Origin of the sequence: Myxococcus stipitatus DSM 14675 (genome assembly GCF_000331735.1) — a bacterium.
Taxonomy (GTDB): Bacteria; Myxococcota; Myxococcia; order Myxococcales; family Myxococcaceae; genus Myxococcus; species Myxococcus stipitatus.
Genome location: NC_020126.1, coordinates 4,928,783 through 4,946,701, shown reverse-complemented (window position 1 = coordinate 4,946,701; position 17,919 = coordinate 4,928,783). Strand labels below are relative to the sequence as shown.

The window sequence follows — 17,919 nt, the reverse complement described above, 5'->3', positions numbered from 1 at the left end:
CCCCAGGTACGTGAAGCCCTATGGCCAGCCTCACCGTCCGAAGTCCTGATGGCAAGGTCCGCGAAGTCGCCCTGCACAAGCGCATCACCAGCATCGGTCGGAGCACGGACAACGACATCTCGCTCGACGATGCGCAGGTCCCCGACAGCGCCTTGCACATCACCTTCGACGGCACGCGCTACGAAGTCGGCAGCCTGGGCGCGCTCTTCCAGGTCAACGGCAAGAAGCGCGACTCCCACGCGCTCGCCACCGGGGACGTGGTCCGCGTGGGGGGCACCGAGCTGAAGTTCGCTCGCGAGGATGCCCCGCGCGCGCCTCCGCCCTCCGCCCTCACCCCGCACCGCGACGGGCCCGCGCACGCCGACACGCCGGACTCCCACACCACGGAGCTGCCCGGCGTCCCCGGCCGCGAGCTGGCCATGCTGCGCCGGCTCACCGCGTTCAGCGAGCGGCTGCTGGCCCTCTACGACGTGGAGCGCATCCTCGAGAGCCTGATGGACGAGGCCATCGAGGTGACGCGCGCCGACAAGGGCTTCCTCATCCTCATGGAGAGCGGCGACCCGCGCGTGAAGGTCGCGCGCAACGTGGCCCGCGAGAACATCGAGGACGCGGTGGAGAAGCTGTCCGACTCCATCATCGCCAAGGTCGTCAAGGACCAGCGCCCGCTCATTGTCGCGGACGCGGTGGACACGCCCGAGTTCAAGGCCAGCGAGTCGGTGGTCAACCTGCGCGTGCACTCGGTCATGTGCGTGCCGCTGATGCACAAGGGGGACTTGTTCGGCGTGCTCTACGTGGGCAATGACCGGCTGGTGAACCGGTTCGAGCCGAAGAGCGCGGACATGCTCACCATCTTCGCGGCGCAGGCGTCGCTCGTCCTGCACAACGCGATGCTGGTCAACGACCTCAAGCTCGACAACACGGAGCTGCGCCGCAAGCTGGAGGACCAGCGCTACGGCGACATCGTCGGCGCGTGCCAGGGCATGCGCGACGTGTACAAGCGCATCGACAAGATCGCGCCCACGGACATCTCCGTGCTCATCACCGGCGAGACGGGCACCGGCAAGGAGCTCATCGCGCGCGAAATCCACCGCCGCTCGCCCCGCGTCAAGGGCCCCTTCATCACCATCAACTGCGGCGCCATCCCGGAGAACCTCCTGGAGAGCGAGCTGTTCGGCCACGTGAAGGGCGCCTTCACCGGCGCGGTGGCCACCAAGGCGGGCAAGTTCCAGGCGGCCATCGGCGGCACCCTCTTCCTGGACGAGATTGGCGAGATGCCCCTGCAGCTCCAGGTGAAGCTGCTGCGCGCGCTCCAGGAGAAGATTGTCTACAAGGTGGGCGACAACCGCGGCGAACCGGTGGACATTCGGGTCGTGGCCGCGACCAACAAGGTGCTGGAGGAGGAGGTGAAGCGGAACACGTTCCGCGAGGACCTCTACTACCGGCTCAACGTCGTGACGCTGAAGCTGCCCCCCTTGCGCGAGCGCGGCGAGGACGTGGTGGTGCTGGGCAAGTTCTTCCTCCAGAAGTACTCGAAGGAGTTCAACTCGCGCGCCAAGGGGTTCACCCCGTCGGCGGCCGTGTCCATGAAGAAGTACGGGTGGCCGGGTAACATCCGCGAGCTGGAGAACCGCATCAAGAAGGCGGTGGTCCTCTCCGACAAGCCGCTCCTGGGCTCGGACGACCTGGACCTCAAGCCGGAGAACCTGGAGCCCATCATGCCGCTGCTCCAGGCCAAGGAAGAGTTCCAGAAGCGTTACATCAACGAAGTGCTCGCGCGGAACAACGGCAACCGGACCAAGACGGCCAAGGACCTGGGCGTGGACCCTCGCACCATCTTCCGCCACCTGGAGAAGCTGGAAGCGGAGAAGTCCGGACGGCCGCTGCCCCCCGAGGAGGGCGAGGAGCTGCTCTAGAGCAGCCTCAGTCGCACCGGCGATGGACTCCACCCCGCGACCAGAAGTCAGGGACTCGCGCCCAGGCCAGGGCTGGGCGATGTGTGTGCTCGCGGCCAGCCTGGGCGCGCTGCTGGTGGGCTGCTTGTTTCCCCAGGACGACACGCTGCTCGATGACGTCCCGCGGTTCATGAACCGCTCGCCGCGCATCATCGAGACGCTGGTGGTGCCGCAGGAGCGCATCATCCGCGACTTCGGCGGCAGCCGCTGCGAGCTCACGTTCGAGGTCGCCGTCGAGGACCCGGACGTGGATGACCGCATCAAGGTCCACTGGTTCATCGACTACAACCCGCAGGACCCGCGGGGCCCGTACCGGGAGATTCCCCTCACCAACAACGGTGAGGCGCGCCGGCCGGACCGGGGCACGCTGCGCATCAACCTCGCCTCCGCGAACGCGGAGCTGAGCACGCCCGGCCAGCACCTGGTGGAGGCCCTGGTGAGCGACGCGGAGCTCACCGAGCGTCAGCCCGAGTCCCGCGTGGTGAACCTGCCGGACGGCGGCACCATCATCGACCCTGGCTTCGTCGTCAGCTACGCGTGGGTGGTGAACACCGTCCCCGGGAACTGCCGATGAGGCGCACCCTCCCCCGGCTCCTCCTGACGCTCGTGGTGTCGGGGAGCACCGGCTGCGCGCTCATCGGAGAAGAGCCCGGAGCGCCCGTGCTGGTCTGCCGCTCCGACGCGGACTGCTCCAACAACGAGGTGTGCTTCGTCGACGGGTGCGGAGACCCGGGCCAGGACATCGTGGTGGAGGTGACGCCCAACCCGGCCCTGGGCCTGTACGCGCAGGACTTCCCGGTGGGACGTCTGCGGGCTGACCACAACCTGGAGCTGTTCAACGAGGCCTCGCTGCGCGGCACGACGCTGCGCTCCGCCCCCTCCGCGCCGGCCCGCCCCTACTCCGAGCCCCTCTTCGTGCGCGCCGTGGGCACCAGCGCCCTCATCCCCGGCGTCGCGCGCTACCACGAGGCCGTGGTGGTGCCCGACAACGGGAAGTGGACGATGCCCGTGGCGGCCACCGGCCAGTACGCCGTCACGCTGCTCGCCCAGGACCCGAGTGTCCCGCCCCAGACGACCCAGGGCACCGTGTCGCCAGGAGAGGCCGTCGCGATGCAGTGGCAGCTCCCCTCCGCGAACGCCGTCGTGCCGATGCAGGGCCAGGTGACGCGCCATGGAGGCGCCCCACTGGACGAGGACTTGAGGGTGGAGGTGCTGGACGCCACGCTGGCTCCGCTCTCGCAGCAGCGCCTCGTCAGCCGCGCGACGGGCCACTTCTCCCTCTCCCTGGCCCCCGAGGCCGCGCACATGAACACGGTGCTGGTGCGGGTATCGGCCGCGGGTGAGGGCTCGCTCCTGCCGCAGCAGACCTTCACCGTGGACCCGCGTGCACCCCTCCCCGCGCCACTGGAGCTGGGCGACTTCGGGACACCCGTGCGGGTCTCCGGCCGCGTGGTGGCCTTGGACGGAAAGCCGGTGGTCGGAGCACTCGTGTCCCTGCGAGGACGCGTGAGCGGCGGAGGCTCCTTCCAGAGCCCCGTGGCCAAGACGGGGCCCGAGGGACGCTTCGAGCTGCGCTCCCTGCCCAGCCCCAACGAGGGGCCCCTCCAGCTGGTGGTCATCCCCCCCGCCTCGTCGAGCGCGGGGCTCACCGTGGCGCCCGCCGTTGTAGCGCGCTCCGACACGGTGTTGTCCGACGTCGTCTGCGTGAACCGGCGCGTGGCGCGGGGGCGGCTCTTCCAACCGGATGGCATCACCCCCGCCGCGGGCGTGCGCTTGAGCGCGGAGCCGGTGGAGGCCATCCCGGGCCGCTTGCTGCCGCCCAACCTCGCCACGGAGACCCTCACCGATGGCTCCGGTGAGTACGTCCTGCGGCTGGACCCCGCGCTCTATCGCCTGGATGTGGTGCCGGGAGAGAACCTGCCGCGCGTGAGCCGCTTCATCTCGATGCTCCCGGGCGACGACTCGACGGAGCAGTCGGTGCCGGCCTTCGGGCTCCAGCGCGGGCGCACCCTGCACGGGCGCGTGGCGCTCAGGGGCCGGGAGCCCGGTGTCCCTCCAGGCATGCCCTTCGCGTCCATCCGCTTCTATCGGGTGGTGAACGTCGAGGGCCGACCGGCCTCCGTGCTGCTGGCCCAGTCGGTGACGGACACGCTCGGCCGCTACACGGCGCTGCTGCCCGTTCGCTGAGGGGCTCGCCGCCTCAGGGAGCCTGGGCCGCGTGGCTGTTGGCGGCGGCCTTGAAGGCCGCGTGGAACGCGTCCACCGTGCCGCCGACCTCGTCCGCGTACTGCACCGCATGCGTGGTGTAGAGGTCCAACACGACTTCCAGTCGGCCGTACACGGTGCGCAGCGGGGCCCGCTCGCGGGACTGGAGGTCGCACTCGGACTCGCGCACGCGCAGCCGCTGCATCCACTCCGTCCGGAAGCGCATCCATTCCTGGTCGGTGTCGCGGGCGGGTGACACTCGCACCAGCTTCTCGCGTCCGGCCTCCAGCTCGTCCCAGAGGGCGCGCGCGCCGGCCAGACAGTCCCGGTAGCTGAGCGCCTGGGCGGCGGGGGGGAGCTTCTCCGGCGTCATGGCCGCGACCGAGCGGCTCACGTTCCAGAGAATCCAAATCGAGAAGAGCGCCGTCAGCGTGATGTAGATCCCATACGCGGCACCACGGTAGCGGCGGAAGCGGGGATCTTTCCGGGGGTCGGGGGCGGACACGGGGTCCAGGTCTTATGACTGTGGACCCCGCGAGGCAACGCCTCCGTGTATCCCCACCCGGAGGAAGCCCGGGTGGGGACAAGGGGGACTACTGACCAGCGGGGCTGGCCGCCTGCGGGGTGGGAGCCGCCGGGGCCGGAGCCGCCGGAGCGGCGGGCGCCACACCCGGGCCCGCGGCGTCGGTTCCGCCGCTCATCGCCCGCTTCACGCTGGCGATGCGGCCACGGAACTGAGACTGGTACTGGCTGTTGAGGTAGGCACCCGCCGCGTCACGCGCCGTCTCCAGCGCCTTCTCGTTCTGCCCCACCTCCTGGTACGACTGGGCCAGCAGCAGCATGGCGTAGTCGCGCGTCTTGGCGCGGCGATCCCCTTCCACGAAGCGCGCCAGCAGGGGCACGGCCTTGTCGTGCTTGCGCAGCTGGTTGTACGCGATGCCCAGGTAGAAGGAGGCATCCAGCGCCTGGTCCTGCGGCGGGTTCATCGCCAGGAAGCGCTCCATCTCCGAGACGACCTGCGACATCTCGTTGCGCGTGTAGGCAATCTTGCCGCGCGCGAAGGCCGCGTCACCCGACTCCCGACGCAGCGCCGAGGCGCGGTCATTGAGCGCCTGGCGCTCCAGCGAGCTCAGCCGCGACGTGTCCAGCTTCATCAGCGCGTCGATGCCCTTGAGCCGCTCGTCGCCGGGCAGCGAGGTCATCATCTTGTAGACCTCGGCCGCGCCGCGCTGGGCCGTCTGGTGCGCGGACGACTCCGCCCGCTGCTTCTCCATCTGCCCCGTCAGGTCCGCGGCCATCTTCTCCAGCCGCTCCCGCTCGCTGGTGGCGCTGGAGCTGCGGGCGCTGGTGACCATGATGGCCGCGCCCACGACGATGACCGCGAACAGCACGTAGGCCGCCGCGGAGGACACCCACTGGCGCCGCTGGAAGTCCTCGTGCCGCTTGCCTACCGCCTTCACCTCCGCATGGAGGTTCTTCAGCAGGTTGTCACTCTTGATGACGAGGTTGCGAGCCTCAACGACTTCACGGCGGAGATCCGCCAATTCCTTGTCAATCTCGGTCTTCGCCTGCTCTGGCATGGACATCTTCCTGGGCCCGGAAACGATCTCGGCCGATTCGCGCATCGTAAGGAGTTCTCCCGGTTCAACGGCGACTCATTTCGAACCGGAACAACACGATGGCTTTGCCACATTTCCACGAGCAAACAACCCGTTTGGCGCCTGCCAGCCCGGGCTACAGGCCACTTCCTGGCAACGGGCGGTTCGCCTCCGGCGGAAAAGTGTACGTCACGCCGATTCCGAGCCAGCTCCCGCCCAGGTTGAACGAGCCGATGCGGTTGTCCGCCGGCCCCGCGGGGCCCCGCAGGAACATGATGCGGTATTCAGCCGTGAGACCCCAGCGAGGAGACAGGCGCCAGGTCGCGCCCAGCGTGCCCGCCCAGGCCTGCATCGTGTCTTCCTGGATGGCCTCGCCCGCGCGCCGCGAGCTGGCCAGCGCGGGGCCCGTGAAGATGCCGCCGAAGGGAACCAGGCCGTAGGGGCCCACCTCGGAGAGGACGGTCTGGAAGCGCAGGCCCAGCATCGCGCCGTAGCCCAGCGTGTCCACGCGCCGCTCGGTGGTGATTCCCTCCTCCGCGCCGGGCTCGGTGAGGTACAGGCGCGAGCCCGTCCCGAACAGGTCGATGCCCACCTCCACCAGGTCCGACAGCGAGTACGCGAAGGAGGCCACCGCGAACGGCCCGCCGCCCGTCTTCTTCGCGCGAGGCAGCCCCGCGTTCTCCTTGCGGCCGTACCAGCTGTTGTAGAAGGTCTCGTTGGACGTGACGCGCCAGCCCCCTTGCACGGTGATGCGGCCGACGCCGTTCATCGTGTTGGGGATGTCTTCGCCCTCGTCCTGGGCGACAGCGGGGGTGGCGAGCAACAGGGCGAGCGGCGGCAGGAGGCGACGGAGCATCGGACTCGGGAGGCGAGGGTCAGGGGTGCTTGGAGCGCACGGCGATTTCCAGGAACGTCGTCTTCTGTCGGCGCAGGGACGCCACCAGACACCGGACGACACACAGCGCGCCGAACTCGCGCAGCACCACGCCCAGGTTGGACAGCACGTCCCGCAGGGTGATGACACCGCGCATGGGGCTGCTCCTGTCGAATGCGTCGCCGCGTGAGAGGACTCGTTCCGGACCGCCGTGCCCGGTCCGCGCCGTGCTACAGGCGTGTCGCGCACCGTAGCAGTGGCCTCTGACGGGTCAACTTTCCGGCGGCCCCGGGCCGGGGCCCTCATGCCTCAACGCGCCCGGCGATCGAGCTCCAGGAGCGGCATCTCCAGGACCACCACAGTGCCGTGGCTGCAGGGCGGGTGGAAGTCCGCCCGGTCCAGCTCTCCCAGGAGTGCGCGGAGCTGTGCGTCCGTGAGCGGCACCGCCCCGGCCTTGCGCGCGGCATGGCACGCCATCACCCGCACCGCCTCCGCGAGCGTGACGGCATCCAGCGCGGCGCTCTTCGGCGGCAGTGCCCGGGCGAGCGCCTCCAGCAACGAGCGAGCATCCGCCCCTTCCAGCCCCGGGGGCACCGACTTCAGCGCCACCGTGGTGCCGCCAAAGGGCTCCACGTCGACGCCCAGGCGCCCCAGCGCCTCGCGCCCCTCGACCAGGGACTTCGCCACCTGGACCGTGAACTCCAGCGTGGTGCCGAACAAGGACGGAGCGGGGGGGCCCTTCTCGTCGTCCAGCATGCGCAGGTACGTCGTCAGGCGCGCGCGCTCCAGCGCGGCATGCGGGTCCAGCACCACCAGCGTGCCCCCTGGCCCCTCGCAGATGTGGAAGCGCCCGCCCAGCATGCCCATGGGACGAAGCGCGGCGAAGTAGCCCGGAGGCGGCGCCTCGTTGAGCTGGGGCTGGGCCTCGCCGAACGCGGGGGCCCGGCCCACCGCGCCGCTCGCGAAGGGCAGCGCGGATGGAATCGCGGCCATGGCACCGGGTGCGCCGGAGAACGGCACCGGCGTCGGCGTCGCGGCATCCAGGGTGGTGGGCAGCGGCGCGCCCCAGGAGGCCTCCTGCGCGCGGGTGAGGAAGCGCTCCACCGCGAGCGCGTAGTGGGCGGCATCCATGGGCTGCGGAGCCCCCGAGGCGCTCGGGTCCACGCCCACGCCCAGCCACGGGGCCGCGCGCAGCATCCGGTTCAGCGCGGCGCTGATGGCCTCCTGGACGCCGCGCGCGTCGGAGAAGCGGACCTCCAGCTTCTGCGGGTGCACGTTGACGTCCACCGCGATGGGGTCCACGTCGATGTGGAGCACCACCACGGGCTGGCGTCCGGCCGCGAGGAAGTCCTGGTACGCGCGCTGGATGGTGCCGATGAGGCCCCGGTCCCTCACATAGCGGCGGTTGACGAACGTGTAGAGCCCGCGCGCGTTGGGGAAGGTGAACTCGGGCGAGGCCGCGTAGCCGGTGACGCTGACGCCCAGCCGCCGCTCCTCCACCGGGAACAGGTGCGGGTGCGCCGCGGGCCCCAGCGCCGCGGCGATGCGCTCGCGAGGGTCCTCGGGGCAGGCGGCGCTCGAGAAGAGCTCATTGCCCTCGTGGGTCGCGAAGAAGGCCACGTCCGGGTTGGCCAGCGCCAGACGCACGACGGCCTCTTCGGCGTGCTTGAGCTCGGTGTCGCCCCGGCGCAGGAACTTGCGGCGCGCGGGCACGTTGAAGAAGAGGTCCTCCACCGTGATGACGGTGCCCACGCGCGGCGGGGCGTCCTCCACGACGGTGTCCACCCCACCCTCCAGCGTCACGCGGGTGCCCACGTCCGCGCCCACCTCCGCGGTGTGGAGGGAGAAGCGGGAGACGGAGGCGATGGCCGGCACCGCCTCCCCCCGGAAGCCCATGGAGTCGATGTGGAACAGGTCGTCCAGCTCCCGCAGCTTGCTGGTGGCGTGGCGCTCCAGACACGTGGTGGCGTCGTGCCGACCCATGCCATGCCCGTCATCCGACACGATGATGCGGTCCACGCCCCCACCGGCCAGGTCCACCCGGATGGTGCTCGAACCCGCGTCGATGGAGTTCTCCACCAGCTCCTTCACGACGGAAGCGGGCCGCTCCACCACCTCACCGGCGGCAATCTTGTTGATGAGGACGTCACTGAGACGGGCGATGCGTGCCATGGCAGCCGTCCACCCTCCGCCACCCGGCGGACGTTGTCCAGCAAGAGGAGCCCGGTGCAGGCTGACATTCGAGGGCGGCTGGGCTAACAGGAGAACCCGCGTATGGACGTGACACGACCAGGCAAGGGACGGTTGCGCGTCGCGGTGACGGGAGCCAGCGGCGAGTACGGCAAGCTGCTGCTGCCCCGCCTCGAACGGGACCCCGATGTGGAGAGCATCCTCGTGCTGGACGTGGTGCGTCCGGAGGGGGACAAGGTGGAGTTCCACCGGGTGGACCTCACCCGGCACGACGCCGAGAGCGAGCTCACCGACGCGCTCTCCGAGCGTCCGGTCGACGCGCTCTACCACCTGGCCTTCCTCTTCGGCCCCATCCGCAACGGCTCCCTGGCGCACGAGCTGGAGGTCATCGGCACGATGAACGTGCTGACCGCGGCGGGACGGGCCCACCTGCCTCGGCTCATCGTCCCCTCGCTCACCGCGGTGTACGGCGCGAAGAGCAACAACCCGGCGCTGCTGCGCGAGGAGTCGCCCCTGCAGGGCTGCCCTCACAGCCGCTTCATCACCGACAAGGTGGAGGTGGAAGGACAGGTCCGAGCCTTCCGCGAGCGGCACCCGGAGATGCAGGTGCTCGTGCTGCGCTTCGCGCCGGTGCTGGGCCCCACCATCGAGAACCCGGTGACGCGCCTGCTGACGCGCACGTCCGTGGTCCCCACGCTCCTGGGGTTCGACCCCTTGTGGCAGGGGCTCCACGAAGAGGACGCGGGGCGGGCCCTGCATGTGTCGCTGCGGGCGCGGGCCTCCGGCGAGTTCAACATCGTGGGCCGAGGCGTCCTGCCCCTCTCCGGACTCATCCGCCAGGCGGGCGCCCGCCCGCTCCCCCTCCCCGGCCCATTGTTCCGTGGAGCACTCCACGCGCTGGATGTGGTGGGCGCGGATACGTTGCCCGTGGCCCTCCTCGACTACATCCATTACTCGTGGGTGGCGGACGGCGAGCGCGCCGAAACCGCCCTCGGGTTCATCCCCTTCCACCACGTCAGGGACGCCGCCGCGGCGCTCAGGAGGAGCTAGAGATGGCCAAGGGTGTCCTCGGCAACGATCCCTTCCAGCGGGGCGCCGCATCCCGTGAGGGTGCGACCGCGAAGCCCGGCCCCCAGCAGAAGGAACGCTCGCCCTCCGAGCGCGGGACCGCAGACGCGAAGAAGGCATCGAGCCCGCGCGCGGCCTCCGCCCCCCAGAAGCCCTCCCGGAACGCGAAGTCCGCCGCTTCCGGGCGCGGCGCGAACGGGGGCGCGAAGAATCCGCCTCGTGGAAAGCCCGCGGCCGGGAAGCCCGCTCGAGAGCCCCAGCGCCATGCCACGAAGCCCCCCCGAGGCGCGCCTCCCGTGAGCACCGGCAAGGTGCGTCCCGCCACCGCCGCCAAGGCCGTGCGCGCGCCGGACGGGGACGAGAACGAGGTGGAGCCGCTTCGCGAGCCCGCGGCCCCGGAGTCCCCGCGCGTGCCGCCCCCGTCGCGAGCGCCCGTCGTGACGGAGAAGGCCACCGGCAGGACGGCGCGACAGCGGGATGTGGACCACGCCCTGGCGGAGGCCCTCGCGGCCGAGGTCGCGGAGATCACCGCGAAGCACGCGGTGGACGAGGCGATGGACCGCCGCGCGGGCACCGACGAGCCCGTGGACCGGCTGCTCGCCACGGAGATGGCCACCGAGCTCGCCGAGGCCGCGGTGGAGGAAGTGCTGGAGCACAGCCCCACGAGCAGGCTTCCGGAGCGGGAGCGGGAGCTCGCCGCCACGGTGGCCGCGCAGGTCGCGGAGAGCGCCGCGGAGCTCGCCGTCGCGGAGGTGATGGACCGCAAGGACAGCACGCCGGGGGCCTCGGAGCGACTCGATGAGCGCGCCGCGGACAGCCTCGTGGACGAGCTGGACGAAGAGGAGCGCTTCGACCTGGAGCTGCGCGAGGACTTGATGATCGCCGGCGCCGTGATGGAGACGTACGAGTACGACAACACCCGGGACGGGAGCGAGGACGCGTGGACCCGCTCCAGCGCTCCGCACTCGACCGACAGGTACTCCGTGGAGCCGGAGGTGGAAATGCCAGACGCGACGCGCGACGAGTTCCCTCCCAGCCGGCGAGGCCCGCTGTCCCTTGTGCAGCCCACCGACGACCTCCCGGGCACGGAGCCATCCACGGAGTCCGTCCCTGAGTCCGACGGTCAGCGCCCCCTCGCGGAGCGCGCCGGCGGCGTGTTGTCCCTGGCGCGGGAGATCGCCGGACAGGCGCTGGCCAGCGAGGGACTGGGTCGTGCCTGGGGTGCGGTGAACGGCATGCTGGACGCGGTGCGCGCGGGCCTGGGCACGGGCGGCGGCGCGCACCTGGACGAGTACGGCAAGGACCCCTCGCTGGTGCAGCGACTGGAGCCGGTGCTGGAGTTCCTCTATGGCCAGTACTGGCGCGTCAGTGCGCAGGGCGCGGACCACATCCCCGGGGGCGCGGTCATCCTCGTGGCGAACCACTCGGGGGCCCTGCCCTACGACGGCCTCGTGATGTCCCTGGCGCTGGCCCGTGAGCGGCCGGACCTGCGGGAGTCGCGCTGGCTGGTGGAGGATCAGATCTTCCATGCCCCCGTGCTCGGCACCCTCTTCAACCGCCTGGGCGCGGTGAGGGCGTGTCCGGAGAACGCCCTGAGGCTCCTCGACGAGCAGCGCCCCCTGGTGGTCTTCCCGGAGGGCTATCAGGGCCTGAGCAAGCCCTTCGCGGAGCGCTACCGCCTCAAGCGCTTCGGCCGAGGAGGCTTCGTGAAGCTCGCGCTGCGCACGGGCGCGCCCATCGTCCCCGTGGCCATCGTCGGCGCGGAGGAGACGTCCCCCATGTTGGGCCGCCTCCCCGCGAGCTTCCTGGGGTTCCCCTACGTGCCGCTCACCCCGCTGGGGCCGCTGCCGCTGCCCGCCAAGTGGAGCATCCGCTTCGGCGAGCCCATCTCCATGGACGGCCTGCCTCCCGAGGCGGCGGACGACCTGGGCGAAGTGGGACGCCTCACCGAGCGCACCCGCGAAGCCATCCAGACGATGCTGCACACGCTGCTGCGGCAGCGGCGCTCCATCTTCGCCGGCTGACGACGGGCCGGCGCGTCCGGCTCACGGGCTCAGGAGACGACGCGGTTGCGACCCGCCGTCTTCGCCTCGAAGAGCTTCTCGTCCGCCGCGCGCACCAGGTCACCGGGCTCGCGGTGGCGAGGCTCCAGCACGGCCACGCCCAGCGAGACGGTGACGGGGATGGCCTGGCGGTCGAACTCGAAGCGCTGCTTCTCCACCAGCCGCCGCACCTTCTCGGCGAGCTGCTTCGCCCCGGGCAGCGCCACCTCCGGCAACAGGATGGCGAACTCCTCGCCGCCGTAGCGCGCGAAGACGTCCTCGCGGCGGATGCGCGTGCGCACCGTGGACGCCAGCTGCTTGAGCACCGAGTCACCCGCGAGGTGGCCGAACTTGTCGTTCACCTTCTTGAAGTGGTCGATGTCCAGCAGCACCAGGGACAGCACGCGCTCGTAGCGCCGGCTGCGGGAGATTTCGCGGTCCAGCTGCTCGTCGAAGTAGCGGCGGTTGTAGATCTGCGTCAGGCCGTCCATCGTGGTCAGCCTGTAGATTTCGTCGTGGTAGGCGGCCTCGATGTTCCCGCCGGCGATGTACTTGAAGATGGTGCGGCCAATCTTCACCAAGTCGCCGTTGCGCAGCTCCCGCTCGCCCTCCACCAGCTCGTCGTTGACGAAGGTGCCGTTGGTGGAGCCCGCGTCGCGAATCCTCACGCCCTCTCGCGTGTTCGCGATGGCCGCGTGGCTGCGGCTCACCGACTCCTGGTCGATCTGGATGTCCGACTTCGACGAGCGGCCAATCAACGTCTCCGCGCGCGTCAAATCGAACTTCCGACCCAGGTCCAGGCCGTAGATCACCACCAGAGCCGCGTCGAGGTTGACCGGCCGGTCGGAGATCTTCGAGATGACCGTGACAACCGTCGTCTCCTTCTGCACCGCTCCTCCAGCGAACCCCTGCGGGACGCTACCACCCAGCAAATCCCGAAAGCGAGCCAAGCCCGTTGATTGATACACAACCGGCGACGTCTTCGCTCATCCGACTAAGGGATGTCCACGCCTCTGATGGCCAGGACAGGTGGGCGAAGCAGCGCCCCCTGTGGGTCCTCGAGCGCGGCGATGAGTGAGACTCCTGTCCCCGAGCAGTTCGAGGGCAACCGGAGCTCCACCTCTCCCGAGCCGAGTGAGACAGACGTATCGCTCACCACGATGTCGTCGCAGCCCTTTCCGCCCTTCAGGGTGACGCGGACCCGCCCCTGGGCGTCAGCGTCCACTCCTGGACGAAAGCCGGTGACACGCACCCGCACGGCGCTGCCCCGGCTCAGCCGCTGCCCTTCCAGCTCCGGGTAGATCCACGCCACCTCCGGGCGTCCCATCTCCAGCGCGGAGGCCGCGCGGGTCAGGTCCGCGACCTTCTCCAGCCCCTGCCCCGCCGCCGAGACCAGCTCGGAAGGCCCCAGGTCCTCCAGGTCGCGGTCCAAGACCTGAAGCGTCTCCACCCGCAGGAGCGCGCGCGAGCCCAGGTGGTCGCCGAAGTACGTCCGGTCCTCGAAGCCCGCGGGCGGCGTGGGGACGAGGACGCCCTCCTCGGCCTCCGAGGGCGAGGTCAGCACCGTCCAGCGACGACCCAGGCGGTTGGTGAAGACGACGCGGACGAGCGTCGCCGCCCCAGCATCGACGACGCGAAGCTCCCGGCCCTTCAGCTCCTGGGTGGCCTCCGGGTCGAAGTTGTAGCGGGCCCCCTCGGGGATGGGGAGGAACCTGCTGCTGGGCGTGATGGGGCGCTCGCCCAGAGGGTCGAAGGACGGCGCGGAGAGCTCCGTCACCACGAAGCTGGTCGGCGTGCCCGCGGAGGCATCGTCGCGCACCGCGCGGGACGTGGCCCCCACCAGGAGCCGATACGGCTGGCCCTCCAGCCCATGGTGCGCGGGAGCCATGCGCACGGCCACGACGCCCGGTTGCCCCAACCGTGCATCCGTGTCCGCGTTGGGGTCCGAGGGGGACACATTCGCCGCGGCGCCGAAGCCGAGCGGGACGAGGCCACGTCCCGGAGCGGCCACGGTGCTCACCACGAACGCCCGGTCCAGGTACGCGCCCCGGTAGCGAGGCAACTGCGGCACCCGCACGGCGAAGGGAAAAGCCAGCCGCACGGCCTCGAAGTCCAGGGACACGAGCTGGGGGTACGTCACCGTGTCGGGCCTCGGTGCGCCCTCGGCGAGGCCCGGCGTGGGCACCAGGCGGAACGAGGCATCACGCACCGCGGACGAATAGAAGCGGGTCGACACGGGAAGCAGACGGCCCAGCATCAGCAGCGGGTCCACTCCTGGCTCGACGGCGCTGAGGGGCAGCGCGGCCAGCGGCAGCGTTCCCGTCAAACCCCACGCGACGCGAGTGCCGCAGGTCCCCGCGCGAATCTCCGCCTCGGCGTCCAGCACACCGGCCAGCGAGGCATCACACACCCCGGCGGCCCCCGGCGCGGAAGCCTTCGGCGCCGCGGCCCCCTCGAGCCACACCGCCGTGCCGGAAGGGAGCGACATGTCACCCGAGCCCGCGGCGCCGACGTCCACCGTGCGCTCGGCGCCCAGCAACGACTCCGGCGTGAGCTCCGAGACGAGCCCTGGCACCGACAGCCCCGCCATTCCCAGGTGCAGGTTGACGCTCCGAGGGTTCGCCGCGAGCGCCTGGACGAAGGCGACCTGCACGCCGCCCGAGGTGTCCAACGGATTGCGCCGCAGCGCGAGGCGAAGGTCGCGGAGCGAGTCCGCGTCGAGCCGCGCCACCGTGAGGTAGCCGTAGTCCGGATGGAAGGCCGACACGCCCACGCGCCCCGAGGCGGGCACCCACGCGGTGCCATCCGTCCCCGTCACCCCGGTCGCGAGCAGTTGCCCCCGCGAACCCGACACGGAGAGCGTCACCTTCGACAACGGGCGGCCGGTGAGCTCATCGACCACCGAGACACGCACGCCACGCTCGGGAACCTCGGGGCCCAGCACGGTGACGCGCGCGGTGCAGACCGCCGAGCCGATGCTCACCTCCACCTGCTCCCGCGCCTCCGCTTGCTCGTCGAGCACGAAGGTGGCCCGGCTGCGCTGCTCCGTTCCCTTCCGCTTCACCACCGAGGTCAGGGCCTTCCACGTCACGCCACCGGACGGCACCATGGGACGCCCCGACGCGTCCTTCACCCAGACATCGAAGACCACCGTCCCACCGGTCCGCCCCACGACGACGTCGGGGATTATCTGGCAGGAGGCGGCGAGCGGGGGGGCGGGGGGCGCCACACAGGCCCCATCGCGGCAGACATCCACTCCGGTGCAGTCGGCGTCGGAGGCGCACAGGCTCACCTCGCACCGGTTCATGTCGCACTGACAGCCCAGCGCAGTGGCGCAGGCGGGAATCGCGAAGGCCTCTCCGCGCCGGCTGGCGTCGCAGTCGCGGCGCGTCCGGCACGAGGGCTCACAGAGCGAGACCGCCGTGTTGCAGAAGAAGAGCGCGGGGTCCGGGCAGTCCTGATCCACGGCGCAGGTGACGGGCGTCGGCTTCGGTCCCGGGATGCTCAGGTCTTCTCCTCCGGGCGCACACCCCGCCAGTGTCCCCACCAGGGCACACACGAAGACAGGGAGCACGAGGGAGCGAGACGAGGGACTCATGGACGGTGCGACTCCGGGGGGCAAACGGCCTCGACCTTACAGGCACGGCGCCCGTCGCGCGACGACTCGGAAGGACTGTCTCCACTGGAAACCGTCGGACCCGGCCGCCCGCGCGCCCCCGTCGCGCAACGGAGGGTTGGCTTTCAGGTTGCCACGAATCATCATCGCGCGCGATGGCCCGTGGTGAGCCCAAGTCTCTCGAGAGTCTCCTTCCCCGTGTATTGGCCCGCCTCGCCGGTGAATCCGGGCGTGCACACACCCTGGCCCCCGTGTGGGCCACGGTGGTGGGCCCACACATCGCGCGCCACACGCGCCCCCGTTCGCTGGAGGGAGGCGTCCTGGTCGTCATCGTGACGAGCACCGAGTGGGCTCGCACGCTGGAGCGAGAGGCCCCGTCCCTGCGCGAGCAGCTCAATGAGCGGCTGGGGCCCCACACGGTGAAGGAGATTGTCTTCCACTGGGAGCTTCGATGATTGCCGTGCTCGTGCTGGCCGCCCTGCTGGGCGCGACGCCCGGCCCCGCGCGCCCGAGCCCGGCCCCACCGCCCCAGGCCGCCCCCGCGAAAGCCCCATCGCCCAAGGTTCCGCAGAGGGTTCCCTCGACGCCCGTCGAGGTGATGGAGCACCAGGCCGCGCAGCACGTGGTGCGGGAGTTCGAGCGCGTCGGACGCCGAGCCCCCACCGAGGACACCCCGCTCGACGCCGCCGCGCGACGCCTGGCCCGGGAAGCGCTCACCGGCGGGTTCACTGGAGCACCGGACCTGTTCACGCTCACGGAGGCCATCAGCGACTCCGGCGCCGCGGACCCGGCGCCTCGGGCCCTGGTCATCCGCGCCTGGGCCCACGCGCACATCCTCGAGTCCTTGCGAGCCCGCGCCGACATCAACACGGACCGCGCCTCCCACTTCGGCGTCGGGGTGGCGCTGCAGGACAACCGCGCCTCGCTGGTGCTGCTGCTGTCGGAGCGCAAGGCGGAGCTGAAGCCCTTTCCCCGCGTCATGCCTGGCGAGCGCGCGGTCCAGACGATGTGTGGTCGGCTCAGCCCGCCCCTCGGGCGGCCCGAGTTCTACGTCACCCATCCCAGCGGCGAGGTGAGCATCGTCCCGCTCTCGCGGCGAGGAACCCAGGGCTCCGACTTCTGCTCGCGTCTGGATTTCCTCACGCCCGGCACCTACACCGTGGAGGTGGTGGCGCGAGGCGACGCGGGGCCGGAGGTCGTGGCGCTGCTCCTGGTCCAGCTGGGAGACGTTCGCCGCAAGGGAGAGCGTGAGAGCTGGGTGGAGCCCACCACCGAGGAAGAGGCGCGCCTGCTCCTCCAGGAGCGCATCAACAAGCTGCGCCGGGCCCATGGCCTGCCGGAGCTGCTACCAGACCCGGTGTTGGAGCGCGTCGCGCAGACCTACAGCCGCCGGATGGCGACGGAGGGCTTCTTCGCGCACATCGCGCCGGATGGCAGCACGCTCACCGGCCGCCTCCCGCCGGGCTCCCGCTATGTGCGCGCCGGGGAGAACCTGGGGCAGGCCGTGGGGCCGCTCGCCGCGCACTTCGGCATCGAGCACAGCCCTGGCCACCGTCGCAACCTGCTGGACCCGGGCTTCCGCTTCATGGGGCTGGGCATCTCCTTCCGGAAGGTGGGCAGCCGCAACGAGGCCCTGGTCACCGAGGTCTTCAGCGCCGCGGCCCCTGGCTCCTCGGACCCGGAGAACCCGCAGCAGGAGGCCTATGACGCCCTGGCGAAGTGGCGAGCCGTGAAGAAGCTGCCGCCGCTCGCGCGCAGCCAGGCGTTGGAATCCCTGGCCATGGCCCATGCGAAGCGCGCGCTGGAGTTGGACGAGCCGTCAGCCCAGCCGGGCGAGGCGCCGGTTCACGAGCGCGTGTTCCAGGTGATTCCCGACGCGGGCACGGCGTCGGTGGACTTCTTCGTGGTGTCGGACCCCACCGCGCTCCCGGAGTCCCGCAGCGTCGGCGACGCCACCAACAACCGCGTGGGCGTGGGCATCGTGCGGGGAGACTCGAAGCGCTTTGGTGCGAAGCAATACTGGGTCGCCGTCATCTACGCCGCGGTCCACTGACACACGGCGTGGGCCCGTGTGGGGCGCCCCTCTCCACGACGGGGCCTCCCCTCACACGGTGAGGCACGCCCACTCAAACGGGACGGCGCTGGGTCGCGTAGGCTTCCAGCCCCATCTGCGGCGGAGCGGCTTCCTGGTACATCGGGCACTTCATGCACGTGAAGGACTGCCACCCACGGCGAACCGCTTCATCCAAGCAGTTGTCGTATTGGTGGCAATTCAGATTGCGATGCGTCTCGACGCCGGCGCGCTTCGGGCCGGCCTCGGGATTGATGGTTTGCGGCAGATCGGCTGGACACGGCTTCATGGAGCCCTCCCTCT

Annotated in this window: 15 protein-coding genes; 7 read left to right on the top strand and 8 right to left on the bottom strand. The window is 70.8% G+C overall.

The window, feature by feature from the left end:
* Window positions 1-20: 20 nt before the first annotated feature.
* From MYSTI_RS19325 to MYSTI_RS19315, 3 genes are all read left to right on the top strand, one after another.
* The gene (locus MYSTI_RS19325) at window positions 21-1,913 is read left to right on the top strand and encodes a sigma-54-dependent Fis family transcriptional regulator (RefSeq protein WP_015349471.1); all 1,893 of its coding nucleotides are present in this window, start codon (window positions 21-23) and stop codon (window positions 1,911-1,913) included.
* A 79-nt stretch (window positions 1,914-1,992) separates the two neighbouring features.
* A complete protein-coding gene (locus tag MYSTI_RS19320) occupies window positions 1,993-2,526 on the top strand; it encodes a hypothetical protein (protein WP_015349470.1) in 534 nt (177 codons plus the stop codon).
* The gene (locus tag MYSTI_RS19315) at window positions 2,523-4,139 is read left to right on the top strand and encodes a peptidase associated/transthyretin-like domain-containing protein (RefSeq protein ID WP_015349469.1); all 1,617 of its coding nucleotides are present in this window, start codon (window positions 2,523-2,525) and stop codon (window positions 4,137-4,139) included. The genes MYSTI_RS19320 and MYSTI_RS19315 overlap by 4 nt, the downstream gene beginning before the upstream one ends.
* A 13-nt stretch (window positions 4,140-4,152) precedes the next feature.
* Here the strand turns inward: MYSTI_RS19315 and MYSTI_RS19310 are convergent, their stop codons facing one another.
* The 5 genes from MYSTI_RS19310 to mutL form a co-directional block, all read right to left on the bottom strand.
* Window positions 4,153-4,662 (bottom strand): hypothetical protein, encoded by a 510-nt coding sequence (locus MYSTI_RS19310; RefSeq protein ID WP_015349468.1) that lies wholly within the window; start codon window positions 4,660-4,662, stop codon window positions 4,153-4,155.
* A gap of 88 nt (window positions 4,663-4,750) precedes the next feature.
* Window positions 4,751-5,737, bottom strand: coding sequence for a tetratricopeptide repeat protein (locus tag MYSTI_RS19305; protein WP_015349467.1), 987 nt, complete (start codon window positions 5,735-5,737; stop codon window positions 4,751-4,753).
* Window positions 5,738-5,891: 154 nt separating this feature from the next.
* The gene (locus MYSTI_RS19300) at window positions 5,892-6,611 is read right to left on the bottom strand and encodes an outer membrane beta-barrel protein (protein WP_015349466.1); all 720 of its coding nucleotides are present in this window, start codon (window positions 6,609-6,611) and stop codon (window positions 5,892-5,894) included.
* A 19-nt stretch (window positions 6,612-6,630) separates the two neighbouring features.
* Window positions 6,631-6,786: a hypothetical protein gene (locus tag MYSTI_RS44180; protein WP_015349465.1), complete on the bottom strand. Its 156-nt coding sequence runs from the start codon at window positions 6,784-6,786 to the stop codon at window positions 6,631-6,633.
* Window positions 6,787-6,938: 152 nt separating this feature from the next.
* Window positions 6,939-8,801: a DNA mismatch repair endonuclease MutL gene (mutL, locus tag MYSTI_RS19295; protein WP_015349464.1), complete on the bottom strand. Its 1,863-nt coding sequence runs from the start codon at window positions 8,799-8,801 to the stop codon at window positions 6,939-6,941.
* Between the two features lie 102 nt (window positions 8,802-8,903).
* On the opposite strand from mutL, the gene MYSTI_RS19290 reads away from it, so the two are divergent.
* Entirely contained in the window at window positions 8,904-9,869 is a 966-nt protein-coding gene (locus MYSTI_RS19290; protein ID WP_015349463.1) for an SDR family oxidoreductase, read from the top strand.
* A gap of 2 nt (window positions 9,870-9,871) precedes the next feature.
* Window positions 9,872-11,911, top strand: coding sequence for a lysophospholipid acyltransferase family protein (locus MYSTI_RS41380; RefSeq protein WP_015349462.1), 2,040 nt, complete (start codon window positions 9,872-9,874; stop codon window positions 11,909-11,911).
* 29 nt (window positions 11,912-11,940) lie between these two features.
* Here MYSTI_RS41380 and MYSTI_RS19280 read toward each other — a convergent pair whose 3' ends face one another.
* Together MYSTI_RS19280 and MYSTI_RS19275 are read right to left on the bottom strand one after the other, a co-directional pair.
* On the bottom strand, window positions 11,941-12,819 hold the full coding sequence (locus MYSTI_RS19280) for a GGDEF domain-containing protein (RefSeq protein WP_015349461.1): 879 nt from the start codon (window positions 12,817-12,819) through the stop codon (window positions 11,941-11,943).
* Between the two features lie 104 nt (window positions 12,820-12,923).
* Window positions 12,924-15,527, bottom strand: coding sequence for a hypothetical protein (locus tag MYSTI_RS19275; RefSeq protein WP_015349460.1), 2,604 nt, complete (start codon window positions 15,525-15,527; stop codon window positions 12,924-12,926).
* A 173-nt stretch (window positions 15,528-15,700) separates the two neighbouring features.
* Between MYSTI_RS19275 and MYSTI_RS19270 the strand changes: the two genes are divergently transcribed.
* Window positions 15,701-16,000: a DciA family protein gene (locus MYSTI_RS19270; RefSeq protein ID WP_015349459.1), complete on the top strand. Its 300-nt coding sequence runs from the start codon at window positions 15,701-15,703 to the stop codon at window positions 15,998-16,000.
* Window positions 15,997-17,598, top strand: coding sequence for a CAP domain-containing protein (locus MYSTI_RS19265; protein WP_015349458.1), 1,602 nt, complete (start codon window positions 15,997-15,999; stop codon window positions 17,596-17,598). The genes MYSTI_RS19270 and MYSTI_RS19265 overlap by 4 nt, the downstream gene beginning before the upstream one ends.
* Window positions 17,599-17,671: 73 nt before the next feature.
* Here the strand turns inward: MYSTI_RS19265 and MYSTI_RS41865 are convergent, their stop codons facing one another.
* Entirely contained in the window at window positions 17,672-17,905 is a 234-nt protein-coding gene (locus MYSTI_RS41865; protein WP_015349457.1) for a hypothetical protein, read from the bottom strand.
* Window positions 17,906-17,919 lie beyond the last annotated feature (14 nt).

Excerpts from the sequence above, each read along its gene's own strand:
- MYSTI_RS19325 (WP_015349471.1), top strand. The coding sequence starts at position 21 with ATGGCCAGCCTCACCGTCCGAAGTCCTGATGGCAAGGTCCGCGAAGTC.
- MYSTI_RS19320 (WP_015349470.1), top strand. The coding sequence starts at position 1,993 with ATGTGTGTGCTCGCGGCCAGCCTGGGCGCGCTGCTGGTGGGCTGCTTG.
- MYSTI_RS19315 (WP_015349469.1), top strand. The coding sequence starts at position 2,523 with ATGAGGCGCACCCTCCCCCGGCTCCTCCTGACGCTCGTGGTGTCGGGG.
- MYSTI_RS19305 (WP_015349467.1), bottom strand. The coding sequence starts at position 5,737 with ATGCCAGAGCAGGCGAAGACCGAGATTGACAAGGAATTGGCGGATCTC.
- MYSTI_RS19300 (WP_015349466.1), bottom strand. The coding sequence starts at position 6,611 with ATGCTCCGTCGCCTCCTGCCGCCGCTCGCCCTGTTGCTCGCCACCCCC.
- MYSTI_RS44180 (WP_015349465.1), bottom strand. The coding sequence starts at position 6,786 with ATGCGCGGTGTCATCACCCTGCGGGACGTGCTGTCCAACCTGGGCGTG.
- mutL (WP_015349464.1), bottom strand. The coding sequence starts at position 8,801 with ATGGCACGCATCGCCCGTCTCAGTGACGTCCTCATCAACAAGATTGCC.
- MYSTI_RS19290 (WP_015349463.1), top strand. The coding sequence starts at position 8,904 with ATGGACGTGACACGACCAGGCAAGGGACGGTTGCGCGTCGCGGTGACG.
- MYSTI_RS41380 (WP_015349462.1), top strand. The coding sequence starts at position 9,872 with ATGGCCAAGGGTGTCCTCGGCAACGATCCCTTCCAGCGGGGCGCCGCA.
- MYSTI_RS19275 (WP_015349460.1), bottom strand. The coding sequence starts at position 15,527 with ATGAGTCCCTCGTCTCGCTCCCTCGTGCTCCCTGTCTTCGTGTGTGCC.
- MYSTI_RS19270 (WP_015349459.1), top strand. The coding sequence starts at position 15,701 with ATGGCCCGTGGTGAGCCCAAGTCTCTCGAGAGTCTCCTTCCCCGTGTA.
- MYSTI_RS19265 (WP_015349458.1), top strand. The coding sequence starts at position 15,997 with ATGATTGCCGTGCTCGTGCTGGCCGCCCTGCTGGGCGCGACGCCCGGC.
- MYSTI_RS41865 (WP_015349457.1), bottom strand. The coding sequence starts at position 17,905 with ATGAAGCCGTGTCCAGCCGATCTGCCGCAAACCATCAATCCCGAGGCC.